The organism is Kaistella polysaccharea (genome assembly GCF_020410745.1).
GTDB lineage: Bacteria > Bacteroidota > Bacteroidia > Flavobacteriales > Weeksellaceae > Kaistella > Kaistella polysaccharea.
Map to the genome: position 1 here is coordinate 1309758 of NZ_CP084528.1, position 19391 is coordinate 1329148.

Below are 19391 nucleotides of genomic sequence, written 5' to 3' on the forward strand. Positions count from 1 at the left end.
TGACAAATAATAAAAGTTTAACCTTTACAGTCTAACTTCCTTCCTATTTCTTTGGTTTTTTGCTTTGTAGATAAATAACTTGCCCAACTTTCGGCTGTCTGCCAAAGTCCATTCGATTTTTCGAATACAATTTTTTTACTTTAATTCCGAATTTTTGGGAAATATCGTGCATCGATTCGCCAGATTGTGCTTTGTAGGTAGCAACATTTCCAGAGGAAGATTTCGATTCTAAAAATAAAATGTCATTTCTACGCAACCGATTTCCGTCGAGTTCGTTCCATTTCATTAAACGACTTTCTGAAACACCAAATTTCTTTGAAATGGCTTCAAGACTAATATCATCAGGAATAATGACAAATTTCTTACCGCCATTCGGGTGACTTTTAATTAAAATAGATTTTAAAGTTTCTGCTTTCGAAACAATATCATTTACATTTTTTTGCTGTTTTGCATAAGAAACTTGTTCGTATGGAACTTTTACCGTTACAGGTTTAGTAGTGGCCCGGCTCTGATCCATTTGCGCCATAAAAATACGGTCGTTTTTCAAATCTGGATACATTTTTAAAACAGCATAAAGAACTTCTTTAGAATTTGTTTTGTCGAATTCGTAGAGTTTATTTTTTTCAATTTTATCGATTAGTATATAGGCATAACGTGGATTTGTGGCATAACCAGCTTTTTTCAAACCGTGAGCCCAGGCTTTATAATCCATCATATCGAGCTTGAAAAGATTCACGTAATATTGACGGTATGCCAAGAACTTCGAATGATCTTCATAGGAATCACGGGGATCGTCATACACGCGAAAACATTCATTTGGCGCATCGTCCGTGTGTTTCATTGTTTTGCCCGTCCAGTCTTCTTTACATTTAATTCCAAAATGATTATTTCCCTGCTGAGCCAAGCGACTTTGTCCGCCGCCAGTTTCCAAAAGTCCTTGTGCTAAAGTAATCGACGCGGGGATTTTATATTTTTCCATTTCTTCTACGGCGTAAGAAGCAAATTTCTGGATATATTGCTCATCTGTCTTCCAGGTTTGAGCGTGAAACTTTGCTATAATTAGGAGTGCCAAAGCAAAAAATACTTTCTTCATATATTAATTTTAATGATTTAAAAAACAGTAGTTTTTTCGATCATATTTATTTGATAAACAGTTATATTTTATTTTTTAATCTCATCTAAAGGAGGCAAAAAATATTTCTATAAACTGCTTTTTTTAAGGCGCAGAGGTTTTGATCTGAAGATCAAATTTTCTGTCGTTCGCTGATTCTGCCGAGGCGCAGAGTTAATATAATTATTAATCTGCTTAATCTTTAAAATCTGCGAAAGAATCCTTCTGTCTCAGCTTCCACAATGATCACTTCAATCTTTAATGACTGTTTAGTTTAAAATCTTATCAATTCTCGATTCTGTTTTTTCAATAATTCGTTGGCTCCGAAGATTCCCTGCAAACCGCCCGTATGAAAAGCCAGAATTTTAGCGCCATTCGGAAAATAATCCTCTTCAATCCCCTTTAAAAGATGACGCATCATTTTTCCAGTATAAATTGGATCCAGTTGAATGTCATATCTCTCTTTGAAATCATTGATAAAACGAATATTTTGGTCACTTATTTTGCCGTAACCTCCATCGTGCGCTTCAAAAAGTGTAAAATTATTTCTGTTTGAAAGTTCTAAAACCGTACTATTCAAGGAAATATCATCCACCACCTTAAAACCTAAAACCTTTTGATTCTTCTCTGCAAATTTAGAAATTCCAGCGATTGTTCCGCCAGTTCCTACTGCGGTGCAAAGATAATCAAAACTTTTTGTTTCCTCAGCGAGCATAAACTGAATACCGTCGACTGCCTGATCGTTCGTTCCTCCTTCGGGTATAATTAAAGCATCAGTGAATTCTTTTTGTAAAATCTTTGTTAAAGCATCTTTGTCTTTGTATGCTGAACGGGTTACAAAACGAAAGTCCATCCCATTTTCGTGCGCAAGTTTTAAGGTGGGATTCAGTTGCCATTTGTATTGAATTTCCTCTCCACGAATAATTCCCAGAGATTTCAAATTGTATTCTTTCCCTAAAGCCGCAGTTGCGGCAATATGATTGGAGAATGCGCCACCAAAAGTAATAATGAAGGGATTTATTGGGTTTTGTTTTAAATAGGAATTGATATTATAAAAGAGTTTCCAGTATTTGTTCCCTGAAATGTGCGGATGAATGAGATCTTCTCTTTTCAGAAAAAGCTGAATATTTTTCTGAAGAGGAATTTCGGTGAGGGGAATTGAAAAGTTGGGGATTTTCATTGGGTGCAAAGTTCGGGAAATAATTGCTGTTTTAATTTTTAACGTAATTTAAATTTTTATGATTATTCCTACTAAATTAATTATATTAGAGATAAGTGGTAATAATTAAATTATGAAACAAACAAATAAATTAGAACTTATCATCAATAACTTATATAAAAGTCCCAACGATTCAAATTTATTTGGTGAGGAGATAAGTAAACTTCTCAAAAGTTGTACTCGAATTTCTCTAAAATTATTTCCAAAAGATTTTAATTTTAAAAAAAAATACGAAGTCTTTCAAAAAGCAGTATGCATTCTTTCTGAAAAAGGATGGTATGTCGAATATGGAATGACTTTTTCAAATGTTACTTTCGCTGCAAGTTTAATCGAAAACAATAAAGTTGAAGACGCAGATCTATTTTTGAAAAACTATTTTGACAATGAAATAGATAATATTCAAAAAATAATCACGAGCAGATCTCCAGAAAGAGCACATGTACTAAATGCTTCCCTTAACGCTCATCGCAAATTAGAATTTTATTTGTCCACACCAGTTTTTTTCGCACAAGCAGAAGGGATTTGTCTCGATTTAACAAATTACAGATTTTTCTCTTCACAAAAAGGACAACCAAAAACTAAAAAATATTTTAACTCATTTAAAGGAACTGAAATATTAAGCGACCTTTTAAAACCACTCATTAAAATTGATGTGAATAGAAATTTTCAAATAGAAAATCAACCTGATGGTCAAAATAGACATGATGTATTACACGGACAAAGTAGTGATTATGGAGAAAATTCGATTAATAGCTATAAAGCATTGTCTCTTCTTATTTACATTTCAGATATTGTTTATAGCTCAATAAATTAAAATATCTACTGCGCCCCGACTTGAACGGAGCTCTTTTTGTGGAACGAAGTGCAACAAAAAAGCGGGAGTGGAAGGCGGAAAAAGGCGCCCAAATGAAAGTTAATCCAAAATATATTTCCAAAAACTCCAGATTTTTCGGGAGTCGAGATAGTTTAAATCGTTTTCCATGGCATACGCTTCTCTTTCAAAGGAAATTGATTTGTAGGCGAGAAAGGAATCTTTCAGCTTGAAATAAAGATAATAATATTCAACCACATACCACACGTAAAAGAAAATCACCAACAATTCTGCTTGCTGGCGTAAATGGATTTTTTCATGGTTCAGAAGTATTTGATCCGTTCGGTATTCGGGCTTGCGAAGAATGATGAAAGGAAAAAGAGTGATCCCTGAAATTTTTGTATTTTTGAGAAGTCGTTGCCAAATGAGGATCATCAAACAAAGATATTAATTTCGACCCTTCTGATTTAACTTATGTACCAGAAAATTATCAAAGAACACGAAGACTTTTACTATAATGAACAAGGTTATAAAGTTTTTACGGAAGCCTATCACTTAAAACGCGGTTATTGCTGCAAAAGTGGTTGCAAACATTGTCCTTACGGTTACGATAAAAAGACAGACACTTTTAAAAAAATAGCAAAACCGGAAATAAAGAAGACTGCAGAATGATTGATGAAGTAGTTTAAAAAAAATTTACAAACAAAATAATATACATATCATGAGCAAAAAATATATCTTACTTTTATTGGCATCTGCTACTTTGGGACTGACTTCTTGCAGCCCTTTTCAGGTGAAATCTGATTATGCAGAAACTGCAAATTTCAATATGTACAAAACGTATAAATTACGCATTGATGATTTGAAATTAAACGATATTGATAAAGACCGTGTTTTGAACGAAGTCTCACGACAACTACAAACTAAAGGTTTAAGCGTTTCGGAAACACCCGATTTGATTGTGAATGTGAAAGCAAATCACAAAAAAGTACAGGACATTCAATCGTCCAGACCTTATGGAATGTACGGTTGGGGCGGACCTTTCGGTTACGGTTTTGGTGTAAATAGAACTTGGACTTCAAATTATAATCAAGGCGCCTTAGTTCTTGATATGATTGATGCGAGAACGCAGAAGTTGGTTTGGCAAGGAAGCGGAACAGGAATTTCTGTAGATTCACCGAAATCTAAGCAAAAACAAATTCCAGAAATTGTAGCGGAAATCATGGCAAACTATCCGCCAAATAAAATGAAATAATTTTTTAAAGACTATTGAAGACTGCAGAAATGCAGTCTTTTTTTTTATCAATTTTTTGAACCAGAAGAATTGTAGAATTTCTAAAGCACAAGTCACATGAGTTTTTAGAAAACAATTTTGTGATTTTGACGAAGAAAGAATCTCCTCATTTGATTTAGATATTTTATATTTTTATTCTTTTGTCGTGAAACAAAAGAAGCTGCGGCCAATTAAATTCCCGCGTAATTAGCAAGTAATGATTTTATATAAAAAAACCGCTCGGAAGCGGTTTTTATTTATAGAAGTTCCTCCTAAAATTATTTTCCAATCACTTCAATGATCGGATTTCCCACATTCCCACTTGGAAACTGAACCCTTAATAATGCGGACAAAGTTGGTGCAATATCGGTCATATTATATTCTTTGTTGCTTTCTCCTGATTTAATTCCCCAACCCATAAAAATTAAAGGAATATGAGAATCATAAGAATTCCACGCGCCATGTGTAGTTCCTAATTTTGAATACGTTGGCAACCAAGAATCATGATAAATTACTTGAATATCGCCACTTCTTTGCCAGGTATATCCATTCACAATTCGCGTTCTCACTGGTTCTGGAATAGTAGCTGAACCCGCTTTTTTCATATCAACAGCGAACAAGACTGATTTATCTTTGTTCAATATATCAATTAAATACTGTTTCACCTGGTCGGCGTCTAATTTATTGTCGGTCATTAATTTATCATCCAAATAAACTTGATTATTGGTCACTTTTGCAACCAGATTATCAACATTGAATTTAGATTTTAATAGGGTATTAAATTCTTTATTGTCTTCGCCATAAAATCCGGTTGGCATTTTATGTTCTTCCATGAAACCTTCTGCGTGCGCACCTCCATGATCTGCTGAAAGGAAAACCGTATACTGATCTTTTCCAACTGTTTGATCTAAATATTTGAAAAACTCGGCCATATCACGGTCTAATCTCAAATACACGTCTTCTACTTCGATCGCGTTAGGACCAAAACGGTGTCCGGCATAGTCGGTAGAAGCCAGGTTAACCACCAGAAAATCAGTAATTGCGTCGGCACCTAACTGCTCGCCTTTAATTGCGGCCTCTGCAGCTTTCATGGTCAAGGTATTTCCAAAAGGAGTGGATCGAATAACGTCTCGTTTTGCCTGATAATCTGCTGCAAGATTGTTATACGGAAAAGTAGGCGTTTTTGCACTGCCTAAAAGTCCTTCCCACGGCGAATTATCTGGAGAACTTTCGGTATATTGAGCTATCGGAAGTAACGTATTCCAGCCATTTTTCACCAATTGTTCTGGCATTTTTTGATTATTAAAATCATTGACCCATTTTGGCAATTCATTCATATAGTAGGAACTGGTGATAAAATTACCTGTAGTATCATCAAACCAATAAGCGCCGGTTGGATTATGTCCCGCCGGAAGAATTGAGGCGCGGTCTTTTAAAGAAACTCCAACTACTTTCGACTTAAAGTTCGTTGCTAACATTAATTCGTCGGTAATGGTTGTTGACCATAAATTTTTGGGTGAATGACTTCCTGATTTTACACTTTCTGTTCCGACCGGTTTTACACTTTCGTCCGTTGTGCAATACACATTTTTTCCCGTGGTTTTATCAAACCAGTCGTTGCCAGCAATACCGTGAATCGCTGGGACGGAGCCCGTGTAGATTGTGGTATGACCAACTGCTGTATAAGTCGGTATATAATTTATATGAACGTTGTTTAAAGAATAGCCCTCTTTCAGTAACCTTTTGAAACCATCATTCTGGTATTTCTCATAATACCGATAAAGAAAGTCCCATCGCATTTGATCCACCACCAAACCCACTACGAGTTTTGGTCTTTCGACTTGTGATGATTTATTTTTCTGGGCATTGAATCCAGAGCACAATACGGCTAAAAGAACGACGCTTAATTTTTTGAACATATTTTGGTAATTAATATTTTGTACGATGAAAGTGAAACACAAATTTAAGGATTAATTCTAAAGGAAAGAATGCTGACAGAGGTTTGATGCTTGTTCAGCTTTCGGAAAAAACGAGAATGATATTATAGCCCCGATCGCAGCGACATCCCCCGAATCGCGCAAGCGATGAGGGGATATAGCGGAGAGCGGGATGGATCTTAAAAGAATAATAGATCGTGAAGCTTCAAAAAAAAACGCACCTTCGAAAAGATGCGTTTCTATTTATATGGGGAAATTATTTAGAATTTCAGATCGCCATTTACATCACGAACTGCTTTTGCAGCGGTTGCGAATTTTTCTTTTTCAGGATCTGTTAGGCTGATCTCCACAATTTTCTCAACGCCATTGGCACCGATAATTGCCGGAACTCCCAAGCAAATGTCAGTTTCGCCGTATTCACCATCCAACATTAGGGAGCAAGGAATCATTTTTTTATGGTCGCAAAGAATGGCCTGAACCATCACCGAAACCGCTGCGCCCGGCGCGTACCAAGCTGAAGTTCCTAATAATTTGGTCAGCGTTGCACCACCAACTTTGGTTTCTTCGGCAACGTGATTTTGTTTTTCTTCGCTTAAGAATTCAGTTACGGGAACGCCATTTCTGGTTGCTTTGCTCATCAAAGGAAGCATTCCTGTATCGCTGTGAGCCGCGATCACCATTCCATCAACATCAGAAATAGGACATTCTAAAGCTTCTGCCAATCTGTATTTGAAACGTGCAGAATCTAAAGCGCCACCCATACCGATAATTTGATTTTTTGGAAGTCCAGATGTTTTGTGAACCAAGTAAGCCATGGTATCCATCGGGTTTGAAACCACAATAATGATAACGTCTGGCGAATGTTTTACCAAGTTGGCAGTCACGTCTTTCACGATTCCCGCATTGATTCCGATAAGTTCTTCGCGCGTCATTCCAGGTTTTCTTGGAATTCCAGATGTAATTACGGCAACTTTAGATCCGGCAGTTTTGCTGTAATCTCCTGTTGTTCCGGTAATTTTGGTATCGAAACCATTCAGAGAAGCGGTTTGCATTAAGTCCATGGCTTTCCCTTCGGCAAAACCTTCTTTAATGTCAACCAAAACAACTTCTGCTGCGAAATTTTTCATGGCAATGTATTCTGCGCAACTTGCACCTACGGCTCCTGCTCCAACTACGGTAACTTTCATATTATTTTATTTATTGATTTTTAATGGTCATATGGAAACTTGCGTTTTCATATTTATCTTTTTAATGATTTTAAAAGTAATTTTAATGCGAACCTAAACTAAGTTTTATCTGAATTACTTAAGAATTCAAATTTACGAAATGTTAAAGTTTTGACCAATTTTGTCCTTCATTAAGTTTCAATAAAAGTCTGCGGTATAAAAACAATTTATAGATTGGATGGTGATGATTGTTATTTATTACCCTAAATCAAGAGAAGTTCATTAAATTATATCCTAAATTTGTTTCAAATTAAAGTTCGACATGGGTTTTGCTACACGACTTCACGAAGGTTATTCTAATAGGAAATATGATATCGATAAGAAAAAAATCGAGCATTTCATCGAGCGGTTTTTTCGTTTTATCTTTTTTCTGGAATACCAAAGATGTTCGGAATACAGTGATATCGAGCTGCGTTTGAATAATTTCAAAAGTGAATTCAATGAAATCCTGTTTTCCGTAACCGATGAAAAAGAAAGCGCAGAAACTGAACTATTTTTTAAAAGTTTCCCCAAGATTTACAAGTCTCTGGAAAATGACGCGAAAGCGATTTTCGATAATGATCCCGCGGCGAAAAGTACCGAAGAGGTCATGTTTTCTTATCCGGGATTTTTCGCAATTGCCGTTTACCGTTTTGCACATGAACTTTATAAAAACAAAATTCCACTCATCCCAAGAATATGGACGGAATTTGCGCACAGCAAAACGGGCATCGATATTAATCCGGGCGCGCAAATTGGCGAGCACTTTTTTATTGATCATGGCACCGGAATTGTGATTGGAGAAACTACAATCATTGGAAACCACGTAAAACTATATCAAGGCGTAACGCTGGGTGCACATTCGGTCACAAAAAATTTAGCCAATGTGAAAAGACATCCAACTATTGAAGATGGCGTCGTTATATATGCGAATGCCACCATACTTGGCGGTGATACGGTCATTGGAGAACATTCCGTCATTGGTGGAAATGTGTGGATCACAGAAAGCGTTCCCCCGAATTCGGTCGTTTTCCACAAAGGACAAGTCACGGTGAAAAATAAATTTCCCGCAAATGAACCCATCGTTTTTAGCATTTAAAAAATTAAATTACATTCGAAATCCCGATAAAAATATTAAATCTTTAAAATACAATTTATGAAACTGAATAATATATTAGAAGCCATAGGAAATACTCCTCTTGTGAAACTGAGTAAAATTTTTCCGGACCATGAGGTTTGGATGAAACTGGAAAAACAAAATCCCGGCGGAAGCATTAAAGATCGGATTGCATTGGCCATGATCGATAAAGCTGAAAAAGAAGGTAAAATCAATAAAGACACCGTAATTATTGAACCGACTTCGGGAAATACAGGAGTGGGCTTGGCAATGGTTTGTGCCGTAAAGGGTTATAAATTAGTATTGGTAATGCCAGAAAGTATGAGCGTGGAAAGGCGTAAACTCATGAGTTCGTACGGCGCTTCTTTCGTATTGACGCCGAAAGAAAAAGGAACTTCTGGTGCAATTGCCAAAGCGATGGAAATGGCCGACGAAATTGAAAACTCCTGGGTTCCACAACAATTTGAAAACGAAGCCAATCCAGAAATTCATGCGAAAACGACTGCACAGGAAATTTTAAATGATTTCCCAGAAGGTGTTGATTACCTGATTACCGGTGTTGGAACTGGTGGTCACATTACAGGTGTTACGGAAGTTTTAAAAGAGAAATTTCCCAATCTAAAAAGTTTTGCAGTGGAACCGAAAGATTCACCGGTGATTTCGGGCGGCGCTCCGGGACCGCATCCGTTGCAGGGAATTGGTGCTGGCTTTGTGCCAAAAGTTCTGAACACCGAAATATTAGATGGCACGATTGAAGTGGAAAAAGAGGAAGCTTTTGAATTCACAAAAAGACTCGCAAGGGAAGAAGGAATTTTAGCTGGAATTTCCACGGGATCTTCGCTCGCCGCAGTGAATAAAAAACTGGCCGATATTTCAAAAGGTGCAACAATACTCACCTTTAATTATGATACGGGCGAAAGATACTGGTCGGTAGAAGGACTTTTTGAAGAAAACCACTACAAATGCTAAAAATAAAACCTTTTAAAAATACACCTAAAAATCCTGCATGAAGCAGGATTTTTTATTGATATAATTTTTGACATTTTTTACAAACGTAGGTTTTGCGTTTCACTTTGCCCATTTCTTCGATGATCAATTCCGATTTATCTTTTGGACAGATTTTCTTGCCATAGATGATGGCTGCTTCTTTCACACCATCAGTTTTCAGGAGACTCAAAAATTCTTCGCCATAATCAACCACCATTTTCAGGAGGAAAATAAGCTTTTTTTCAGGAATCGCTTTAACGATACTTTCCGGATGAATTTTCGCGTGGTATAAAGTTTCGATTCTGATAATATTTCCGACGCCGGCGAAAAGTTTTTGATCCATCAAAACATCACCAATCATTTCATCAGCATGGTTCGTTTGCAATTCCTTGATGATAAATTCTGGATCGAATTCGGATTTTAAAATATCGGTTTTAAAATTGAAATGATCACTCGGTTTACCTTCGTACAATTTGGTCTTCGCAACATAAAAGTTGATTTCATCGGAGGCAAAATGAAGTGCAAAACTGGCATTTACTTTTTTACGCTTGTTGACCAGCATGCTTCCAAACAAGCCCAAATGAACGCCGACAAAGAAATCCTGGAAAACAAAAAGTAAATTTTTGCCATACGTATCAATATCCAGAAGTTTAATATTTTCGATTTTCGATTTATCCATTTCACCATAACCGGAGGCTTGGGAAACCATTTTTCCTTTGTAGCGTTGCAGCTTATTCTTTAAAAATAATATGGATGGTCCTTCTGGCATTGTATTTAGTTTTATACGAAACTGAAAATCAACTTTGAATATAAAATCAGAATTAAAATGATTTATTGGTAATTCCGAGTACGGTTTCGAATTTACGAAATACAGAAATTGTGAGCAACAAAAGATTAGTTTATGTTATGAAGAAGTATCTACCGACAGAATAATCTTACACAATAGCTATAAAAAAAAGACTGCCTTGGTAGACAGTCTTCATTTTATGAAATTAATATTTATTTTTTAATGATCAGTTTAATGGTTTTTTCAGTAGTTGAAGTTTTAACTTTCACTAGATATAAACCACCTACCAGATTGCCATTACTTACATTCAAACTGGCTTTATTGCCATTTCGTGTAACTTTACTGCTGTAATCTCCGATTAATTTACCTGTTAGATCGTAAACCTGTACAAGTACTGGGCTATCACGGTCAGCATCGAATTTGAGGTTGAATTCTCCATTTGAAGGATTCGGATACAGCGTAACCTGGCTGGCTACTTCCGGCACTATCGGATTTGCGATTGCGGCAACTGCAGTAATTGTTTTCGCTGCACCTGGGCAAGGACAAGTTAATAGACCGTTATCTATTTTACCACCATCGTAATTGTTGTTAATAGCATCTACGATCGAATTCATCTCTGAAGGAGAGTACATAGATGGTAAACCACCAAGAACTTTGTTTGCTTCAGCTAGAACTTGATAAACTGTCCAATCTTTAAATGTTCCTGAAACCACGATCATATCACCTAAAAGGGTTGATGATGGAGAGAAACTGGCGACATATTCATCAAATCTCACATTTAAAGTTAATGCTACCACCTGACCTGCTAAAACATTAGAATATGTTCCACCTGGATCTACTAATGTACCTGGATTCAATGCTCGTGGAGTACTTCCACTTGGCAAGAAATCTTCTACAGCTTTCGCAGTTGTAAGTTTCAAGAAGCTTGAACCTGCACCGACTGTTAAACCAGATGGGAATGCTCCTGCAAAATATTGGTTTCTAAAAGTTCCCCAATTTTTACCTGCAGCTTTTGCACCCCAGCCACCTTGTGTTACGGTTGTAAATTTACCACAATCGAAAGTTTTCACTTCACCACTTGCAGTTGCAATACAGCCGTTTTTGTCTGTTACTGTTACTGTAAATTTCCCGCTTGGTAACATTGCGGATGACCCAGTTGAGCCATCAGACCACAAGTACTTATATTCAGGAGTTCCTCCTTGTACTGTCACGCTAACATTGGTTGTTCCATTACCGCATACTAGTGCCGGCGTTGAAAGTTTTAAAGTTAATAGATCTGGTTGAATAATCGTACCATTTGCGGTAGCTGTACAACCGTTATCATCTGTTATAGTTACACTGTAAGAACCAGCAACGTAAACTGATGTCTCCCCAGTTCCATCATTAGACCAAGCGTAAGTATATGGAGCTGTTCCACCAGTTATTGTAACGCTCGCTGTTGAATTGCCACCGTTACATAAAATTTCTGTAGAATGTAATTTAGCTGACAATAAATCTGGTTGTGTAATGATAACATCTTCAGTTATTGAACATCCATTATCATCAGTTATTACTACACTGTATGTACCTGCGCCTAAACTTACTGAAGCTGTTGTTGATTTTGCGGCATCATTCCATAGATAATAATATTCAGGAGTTCCACCACTTGGTGTTACTGTTACTGTAGATTTTTCACCGTAACATTTTATTGGATCTCTAGATATTTCAACTTCTAATTTAGTTGGTTGTTCAGTGATCTCAACAGTTTTAGTTACTGTACATAAATTAGCATCTGTAATAACTACACTGTAAGAACCAATTCCTAAGTTTACTGATGCTGTTGTTGAATTTGCGGCATCATTCCACAGATAATTATATTCAGGAGTTCCACCACTTGCTGTAACGGTTACTTCAGAGGTTCCACCATAGCATTTTATTGGATCTTTAGATATTTCAGCTGTTAATTGATCTGGTTGTGTAATGATAACATTCATAGTTATTGAACATCCATTTTTATCAGTTATTACTACACTGTAAGAACCTGCGCCTAAACTTACTGAAGCTGTTTCTGAATTATCCACATCGTTCCAAAGATACTTATATGGAAGAGTTCCACCACTTGGTGTTACTGTTACATCGGATTTGCCACCGTAACAATCTATTGGTGTTTGTTTTGATATTTTGGCTTCTAATTGATCTGGTTGACCAATCGTAATTGTTTCGCTTGAGGAACAATTACCATCTGTAACTGTGAAGGTGTAAGTACCTGCACCTTTAGGAAAGTCACCAGTCCCCACTGTAGCAGAAGAGCCGCCAGTTGCTGTAACATGAACAATTGTAGTTTCACCGAAACAGTTTATTGGGTCGTACTTTACAACAATTTGTAGAGCACAGCATTTCAAATATCCCAAATCTCTATTTCCTTCATCATAATTTTCATTAATTGCTGTTGCTGCTTGGTTAAATTGTGTAGCGGAATAGGCGGAAACGCCACAGCCGCCCATAAAATTATTGGCTAATACCAAAAATTGATTTACTGTCATTCCTTCAAAAGCACCACTTGTAAAAATATATTCGCCTAAAGGAATGGTTGGAGATGAAAAGTTGGTATCATAATTATCAAAACCTACAGCCAGCATTACAGAAATCAATTGTCCTGCTAAGGTGTTGGAATAGGTTGACCCAGGATTCGTATAATTACTATCCAGAGCAGATGGAGTTCCACCGGAAGGCAGAAAATCGGTAACTGCTGCTGGAGATGTTAATTGTAATTTATAACCAGTTTCGCAACCTAAAGATAAACCTTCAGGAAAAGCTCCTGCAAAACTACCATAAAGATAACTTACATGAGGATTATCTAAATTAGGAGCACCCCAACCTCCCTGCGTGAGGGTATAGCCCTGACAATTATTGGTCTGGGCAGAAAAATTAGTACTGATTAGAAAAAGCAACAAAATTAAACTGAAGAGTTGTTGTATTTTCTTAAAATAAATTTGTGTTTTCATTTGTATTAAATTTATAAATGAAGTAAATTATAAAGCATTGAAGCTCAAAAATTTTATAGGGGAATTAGGTAACTCTATAATTTTGTGGATTGCAGTAGAAAATGTAAGTATCGACCAACGATAATATAATTTCAACTTCAAGAATTGGGATCCCGACCAATTATTCACCACAATGAGCAACTTTTTTTCATCCAAAATTTTATTATTTAAAATCTAAGATGTAAGGAAGAGCCTTCAAACTTCATTGTTCGAAATAAATAAAAGCAAAATGTAGAACGTGTGAACCCTTAGAAGGATTAGAAACCGTAAAAAATTTCGTCAATCAGTTTTTTGAAATTGAAAAAATAGGATATGGATTTGGAATCCTGTGGAAGAGTAGCGTTTATTAATTTCAACAATGTAACAAACTACTAGAATAAAAGTGGCGGGGCCAACTTTAAGACGAATAAAATAAATTTTGAATTTTCATGCATTGGTGTTTTTGTGTTATTAGTAAGCCAAAGGTAGAAACTTAAAACATTAATTAAATAGTTAATACACCCTTTTTCATCTAATGGTTTTTAGCTAATTCCATCGTTAACTTAATTTTTTTCTCTATTTAACATAATAGAATAAAAAAAGACACCAAAATCATTGAATATATATTTTCTACAGGAAAATTTACATTTTTAAATTTGTGCAATTAGGGGAAATAAATTCGGAAGAAAATGTATTTTTAATTACGAATACACCATTTTTAATGACACCATCATTTTATAGGATACCATCTTCTAAAAGTATATATGATGAGAAAAAGCCAGGAATATCCCAAACAAAATCCGCCCACCACATCACTCGGATAATGTACCCGTAAATAGACGCGACTGAAACCAATAGTCAGAGAAAGCAAAACCAGAAAAATCATGGCGATATATTTCCAGACTTTCGGCAAATCTGTTAACCAGATAAAATAGGCCAACGTGCCATACAATATAAAGCTGAATGTTGCATGACCACTGGGAAAACTAAAACTCTCTTCCTTATTCAAAAGTGGATAAGGCGGGCGAGGTCTGGCAAAAAACATTTTCATTGCATAAATGAGCAATAAGCCGCCAACTCCCGCAACAAAGGTAAAAGCAGCTTTTCTGTAAAATTTAAAAAGAAGTAAAATAACAATAAGAACCGGATAGGCAATTTTCATGAGCGCCACCGAAGAAAACTGCGTGATGACAGACATAAAGTCTGTGAGACCCTGGCGAATAATAAATTCTTTAAAAAATTTGAATACTGTAAAATCAATAGTTTCTTCTTTTTCAAGGACAATTTCATCAGTGATTATAAAAAAAACCAAAAGTGCCACCACAAAAAATAAAAGTGATAGCAGAAGTTTCGCAGAATTATTATTGTAATAATTTTTGATAAATTTAAACATGAGAAAAGGTAGATATTAGGAACAGATTTAAGAAGGCTATTAATAGTGTACTCATATCTAAAGTTTTAAATATTTCCCGAAAGAATTTCAAATAAAAAAATTCTTCGCAATAATATCTTTTCGATTTTTATAATATCCTGGAAACATAAAAATGTGAGTACATTCGATAACAACATTTAAAAATTAAAATTAAATATTCTAATTCAAAAACTCCTTATTTTTCTTCATCAAAATAAAGACGGTAATATTTTCCTTTTTCGTCACTTCCCTGCTCGATCATTTTACGGTCGCCATGAACATAAATATGGAAATTTTTATCCAATTTAATAACGCTTTTAAAACCCCGACTTTGTTTTTTCACAGCAGCTTCATTAATGGCAAAATCTTCTGAAATAGAAACCTGCATTTCCTGCTCATAATCCGACTTGTAATTACCGAAACTTTCGATCACATTTTCGTCTTGCAAAACTTCTTTGGTAAATTCGTCGTAATCAAACTTCTCTTTTTCTTTGAAGAAATTGATGGATTTGTTTAAAAAATCGGCTTGGTCAGCTTTTGTAGTTTCGAATTCCTGCGGAAGCTGCTTTGTAATAAATTCTTTATAAACCGAAAGTGTTTCCTGCGTATGGAAATATTCGTCGTCGCGTTGTTTTACTTCCAAAAAATCTTCAAACCAGTAAAACTGATCGCCATTCTTATTGTTATCGATCACCGAAACTGCATAGCCAGATTCTTTGAAGTTGTTATAAATAATGCAACCTTTATCCAGTTTAGCGAGTCCGATTCCGTAATCTTTTTCAATTTCAAAAGTTTCGCCTTGCGGAAAAATTTTCAGGAAAGGATTTTTGTTTTCAGTTTTAAAAATACCGATAGAATCTATTTTTACGCCGTCTTTTTCTTCGCCTTCAAAATAAGCGATGAACAATTCACCAGCTTGAACCCGCGGATTTTCGGTAATACCATAAAGATGTTCGGCAATATTTTCAGATTCATAAATAAACTTACTTTGATCTTCAAATATTTCTGAAACAGAACTGAAAACCGGATTATTCACCAAATAGGTATCGCTGTAAAACTGAAACTGCTCTTCGGATTTGAACGATTTTAAAAAGAAATCTTCCAACATTTCGGTCATTGCTTCTTCCAGCGGATATTCGGCTTGGGAGAGAATTAGCGATTCCTGATTGATTTTATTTCCGACTTTATGAATGATAAGTTTGGTGAGCATAGGTAAAAAAATTTTTGGATTGCGAAGGTAAGTTTTTAGGAATGAGAAGGCAATAAAATTTTAATTCTTGATTTCCCTTTATTTCTTTTCACTCTTTCAGCACATAAAAAAATTCCCCAAGTTTTCACTCGGGGAATTTGTAGAGAAATGGTTTATGCTAACCGCAGTACCATTAATTTAATTACTTAACTTCTTCGAAGTCAGCATCTTGAACATCGTCAGCACCTTCGGTACCTTCAGGATTTCCTTGTGCTGGATCGGTACCTGGCTGTCCTTGGTTTCCTGCGGCATACATTTCTTCGGAAGCTGCCATCCAAGCTGCATCTAAAGCTTCGGTTTTGGTTTTTACGCTGTCCATGTCTTTCGCTTCAAAAGCAGTTTTCAATTCTGCATGAGCAGCTTCAACAGCCGCTTTTTTGTCAGCAGACAATTTATCACCAAACTCTTTCAATTGTTTTTCTGTTTGGAAAATCAATCCGTCAGCTTTATTGAAGATCTCAACTTCTTCTTTTTTCTTAGCATCTGAGGCTGCATTTTCTTCAGCTTCACGTTTCATTTTTGCAATTTCCTCTTCAGAAAGTCCTGAACTTGCCTGAATTTTAATAGACTGCTCTTTTCCTGTTCCTTTATCTTTTGCAGAAACACTCAAGATACCATTCGCATCAATATCAAAGGTTACTTCGATCTGCGGAACTCCTCTTGGAGATGGTGGAATATCGGATAAATCAAATCTTCCGATTTCTTTATTATCATTAAACATTGGTCTTTCTCCCTGTCCAACTCTAATGGATACTGCAGGTTGGTTATCACTTGCAGTAGAGAATATTTCTGATTTTTTAGTTGGAATAGTCGTATTTGATTCAATTAGTTTTGTAAATACAGAACCCATTGTTTCGATACCTAATGAAAGTGGCGTAACATCTAATAAAAGAACGTCTTTCACGTCACCTGTTAAAACTCCACCTTGAATCGCTGCACCTAATGCAACAACCTCATCTGGGTTTACTCCTTTTGAAGGGGTTTTCCCGAAGAATTTTTCAACTTGTTCCTGAATAATTGGGATTCTTGTAGAACCACCAACTAAGATTACTTCATCAATGTCAGATGTTTGAAGACCTGCATCAGAAAGCGCTTTTTTACAAGGCTCCATAGAACGTCTTACCAAGTCAGCTGCCAATTGTTCGAATTTCGCTTTGGTTAATGTTTTAACCAAGTGTTTCGGACCTGTTGCAGTTGCTGTAATATAAGGAAGGTTAATTTCTGTTTGTGTGGAAGAAGACAATTCGATTTTTGCTTTCTCTGCTGCTTCTTTTAATCTTTGTAGGGCAATTGGATCAGATTTTAATTCAACACCTTCTTGAGTTTTGAATTCATCTGCCAACCAGTTGATAATTACATCATCAAAATCATCACCACCTAAATGCGTATCACCATTTGTAGATAATACTTCGAAAACGCCATCTCCTAAATCAAGGATCGAAACGTCGAAAGTACCACCACCTAAATCGTACACTGCGATTTTTTGATCTTTATGACTTTTATCTAAACCATACGCTAATGCTGCAGCTGTAGGCTCATTAATAATTCTTTCTACTGTAAGACCAGCGATTTCTCCTGCTTCTTTTGTAGCTTGTCTTTGTGCATCATTAAAGTAGGCTGGAACTGTAATTACCGCTCTTGTTACTTCCTGACCTAAATAATCTTCTGCAGTTTTCTTCATTTTCTGAAGAATCATTGCAGAAATTTCCTGTGGTGTATATTCACGGTCATCGATTTTTACTTTTACCGTATCGTTCGGACCTTTTACTACTTTGTATGCTACTCTTCCGATCTCGGTTGCATCATCTTTAAAATGCGTTCCGATAAATCTTTTGATGGAGTAGATTGTTTTTGTTGGGTTGGTTACCGCCTGTCTTTTTGCAGGATCACCTACTTTTCTTTCACCGTCTTCTGTAAAAGCTACAATAGATGGTGTGGTTCTTTTACCCTCTGCGTTTGGGATAACTACAGGATCTTTACCTTCCATTACCGCAACACATGAGTTGGTTGTACCTAAGTCAATTCCAATTATTTTACTCATATCATTTATTTTTAATTATTATCTAATTTATTTTTACATGCTGAATTTCTCCAATTTTATACCAAGTAAAAAATAATGACAAATTGACAGAGTAGTTTTAGTGTCAACAGAAAAGGCATCTTATATTGCTATAAAATGCCTTTAAATATGACTTAATTTATATTTTATTTTTTCAGTGTCAAAATATAAGCGACCATTTTTTTTGCGTTTTCGGTGCTCATTCCGGCGTGTGGTGTCATCGGAATTTCGCCCCAATTGCCTTTTCCTCCTTCAATAATTTTAGATGCCAGCATATCGATGTCCGCTTCCGTATACTTATCGGCTACTTCCTGATATGATGGTCCGACAACTCTTACGTCCATTTTATGACAGGTTAAACAGTCGGCTCCTTCGATGAGCGCCAAACCTTCATGTTTTCCTGCTGCCGCGGAATCAACAACCGTAATTGCCGGTTCTTCCAACATTACATTAGAGTCCATATTAGGATTAACTTCTTTTTTACTACAAGAAACGATTGCGATTACTCCGCACATCATCAGATACTTTTTCATTCGTTTATTATTTAATATCAATTTTAATTTTCTGTGCCACAAATTTCACGATAATTATCATACTGTATATATGATTACGGTCATAATCCTAATCACCCAAAGAATGGTACTTTTGGGTATACAAAAAAATAAATAAAATGAAATCATTAAAAACAGTTGCACTAGCAGCACTAGCCTTCACCCTGTTCTCGTGCGGGGGCGACAAAAACACCGATTCAATCCCAACCGGATCTACTGAAACGACCGTAACGACTACAGATGAAACTGCTACCCCAGCGACAGCTGACGCAGCAAAATACGATCCAAACCGTGGTTTAGGAAAACATGAAAACGTAGATGTTAGCAAATTTGATCCAGCTATGGCTGCAGCAGGTAAAAAAATCGCTGAAGTTAAATGTACTTCTTGCCACAAACCTACTGAAGAAAAATTAGTTGGACCAGGTTGGAAAGGCGTTACTACAAGACAAACTCCCGAGTGGATCATGAACTTTATTTCTAACCCCGATCCAATGATCGACGTAGATCCTGAATTACAAAAACAACTTGAACTTTGTTTGGTAAGAATGCCAAACCAAGCTCTTACTGATACTGATGCCAGAGAAGTTCTCGAATATATGAGAGAAATCGACGGCGCTAAATAACAGGTCTTACTCATGAATGGTAAAGTGTATTGCCTTTACCATTCATTTC

General features: G+C 36.1%; 17 protein-coding genes. 6 read left to right on the forward strand and 11 right to left on the reverse strand.

What is annotated here, in order from left to right:
* Positions 1-43 precede the first annotated feature (43 nt).
* Complete coding sequence (locus LC814_RS05985; RefSeq protein WP_226065721.1) at positions 44-1093, reverse strand: glucosaminidase domain-containing protein; 1050 nt, start codon at positions 1091-1093, stop codon at positions 44-46.
* A gap of 292 nt (positions 1094-1385) precedes the next feature.
* Positions 1386-2291, reverse strand: coding sequence for a 1-aminocyclopropane-1-carboxylate deaminase/D-cysteine desulfhydrase (locus tag LC814_RS05990; RefSeq protein ID WP_226065722.1), 906 nt, complete (start codon positions 2289-2291; stop codon positions 1386-1388).
* Positions 2292-2403: 112 nt separating this feature from the next.
* Here LC814_RS05990 and LC814_RS05995 point away from each other — a divergent pair, with 112 nt between their 5' ends.
* A complete protein-coding gene (locus tag LC814_RS05995) occupies positions 2404-3144 on the forward strand; it encodes a hypothetical protein (protein ID WP_226065723.1) in 741 nt (246 codons plus the stop codon).
* Positions 3145-3243: 99 nt separating this feature from the next.
* On the opposite strand, the gene LC814_RS06000 is transcribed toward LC814_RS05995, so the two are convergent.
* The gene (locus LC814_RS06000; protein WP_226065773.1) at positions 3244-3576 is read right to left on the reverse strand and encodes a hypothetical protein; all 333 of its coding nucleotides are present in this window, start codon (positions 3574-3576) and stop codon (positions 3244-3246) included.
* Positions 3577-3615: 39 nt separating this feature from the next.
* Here LC814_RS06000 and LC814_RS06005 point away from each other — a divergent pair, with 39 nt between their 5' ends.
* Both LC814_RS06005 and LC814_RS06010 read left to right on the forward strand, forming a co-directional pair.
* Positions 3616-3813 carry a C1orf53 family protein gene (locus tag LC814_RS06005; protein ID WP_226065724.1) on the forward strand — a complete coding sequence of 66 codons (198 nt, stop codon included), beginning with the start codon at positions 3616-3618 and terminating at the stop codon, positions 3811-3813.
* A 49-nt stretch (positions 3814-3862) separates the two neighbouring features.
* The gene (locus LC814_RS06010; RefSeq protein WP_226065725.1) at positions 3863-4396 is read left to right on the forward strand and encodes a DUF4136 domain-containing protein; all 534 of its coding nucleotides are present in this window, start codon (positions 3863-3865) and stop codon (positions 4394-4396) included.
* Positions 4397-4692: 296 nt separating this feature from the next.
* On the opposite strand, the gene pafA is transcribed toward LC814_RS06010, so the two are convergent.
* Together pafA and LC814_RS06020 are read right to left on the reverse strand one after the other, a co-directional pair.
* Entirely contained in the window at positions 4693-6333 is a 1641-nt protein-coding gene (pafA, locus tag LC814_RS06015) for an alkaline phosphatase PafA (RefSeq protein WP_226065726.1), read from the reverse strand.
* A gap of 278 nt (positions 6334-6611) precedes the next feature.
* On the reverse strand, positions 6612-7538 hold the full coding sequence (locus LC814_RS06020; protein WP_226065727.1) for a malate dehydrogenase: 927 nt from the start codon (positions 7536-7538) through the stop codon (positions 6612-6614).
* A gap of 301 nt (positions 7539-7839) precedes the next feature.
* On the opposite strand from LC814_RS06020, the gene epsC reads away from it, so the two are divergent.
* Positions 7840-8655: a serine O-acetyltransferase EpsC gene (epsC, locus tag LC814_RS06025; RefSeq protein WP_226065728.1), complete on the forward strand. Its 816-nt coding sequence runs from the start codon at positions 7840-7842 to the stop codon at positions 8653-8655.
* Positions 8656-8712: 57 nt separating this feature from the next.
* Positions 8713-9642 carry a cysteine synthase A gene (gene cysK, locus LC814_RS06030; RefSeq protein ID WP_226065729.1) on the forward strand — a complete coding sequence of 310 codons (930 nt, stop codon included), beginning with the start codon at positions 8713-8715 and terminating at the stop codon, positions 9640-9642.
* A gap of 52 nt (positions 9643-9694) precedes the next feature.
* On the opposite strand, the gene LC814_RS06035 is transcribed toward cysK, so the two are convergent.
* The 6 genes from LC814_RS06035 to LC814_RS06060 all read right to left on the reverse strand — a co-directional run bounded on the left by LC814_RS06035 (position 9695) and on the right by LC814_RS06060 (position 18701).
* Positions 9695-10429 (reverse strand): hypothetical protein, encoded by a 735-nt coding sequence (locus tag LC814_RS06035; RefSeq protein ID WP_226065730.1) that lies wholly within the window; start codon positions 10427-10429, stop codon positions 9695-9697.
* Between the two features lie 230 nt (positions 10430-10659).
* A complete protein-coding gene (locus tag LC814_RS06040; protein WP_226065731.1) occupies positions 10660-13431 on the reverse strand; it encodes a T9SS type A sorting domain-containing protein in 2772 nt (923 codons plus the stop codon).
* A 748-nt stretch (positions 13432-14179) separates the two neighbouring features.
* The gene (locus tag LC814_RS06045; RefSeq protein ID WP_226065732.1) at positions 14180-14842 is read right to left on the reverse strand and encodes a phosphatase PAP2 family protein; all 663 of its coding nucleotides are present in this window, start codon (positions 14840-14842) and stop codon (positions 14180-14182) included.
* Positions 14843-15056: 214 nt separating this feature from the next.
* Positions 15057-16070: a nucleoid-associated protein gene (locus tag LC814_RS06050; protein ID WP_226065733.1), complete on the reverse strand. Its 1014-nt coding sequence runs from the start codon at positions 16068-16070 to the stop codon at positions 15057-15059.
* Between the two features lie 181 nt (positions 16071-16251).
* Positions 16252-18150 (reverse strand): molecular chaperone DnaK, encoded by a 1899-nt coding sequence (gene dnaK, locus LC814_RS06055; RefSeq protein ID WP_226065734.1) that lies wholly within the window; start codon positions 18148-18150, stop codon positions 16252-16254.
* Between the two features lie 164 nt (positions 18151-18314).
* On the reverse strand, positions 18315-18701 hold the full coding sequence (locus LC814_RS06060; protein WP_226065735.1) for a c-type cytochrome: 387 nt from the start codon (positions 18699-18701) through the stop codon (positions 18315-18317).
* A 137-nt stretch (positions 18702-18838) separates the two neighbouring features.
* Here LC814_RS06060 and LC814_RS06065 point away from each other — a divergent pair, with 137 nt between their 5' ends.
* A complete protein-coding gene (locus LC814_RS06065) occupies positions 18839-19342 on the forward strand; it encodes a c-type cytochrome (RefSeq protein WP_226065736.1) in 504 nt (167 codons plus the stop codon).
* Positions 19343-19391 lie beyond the last annotated feature (49 nt).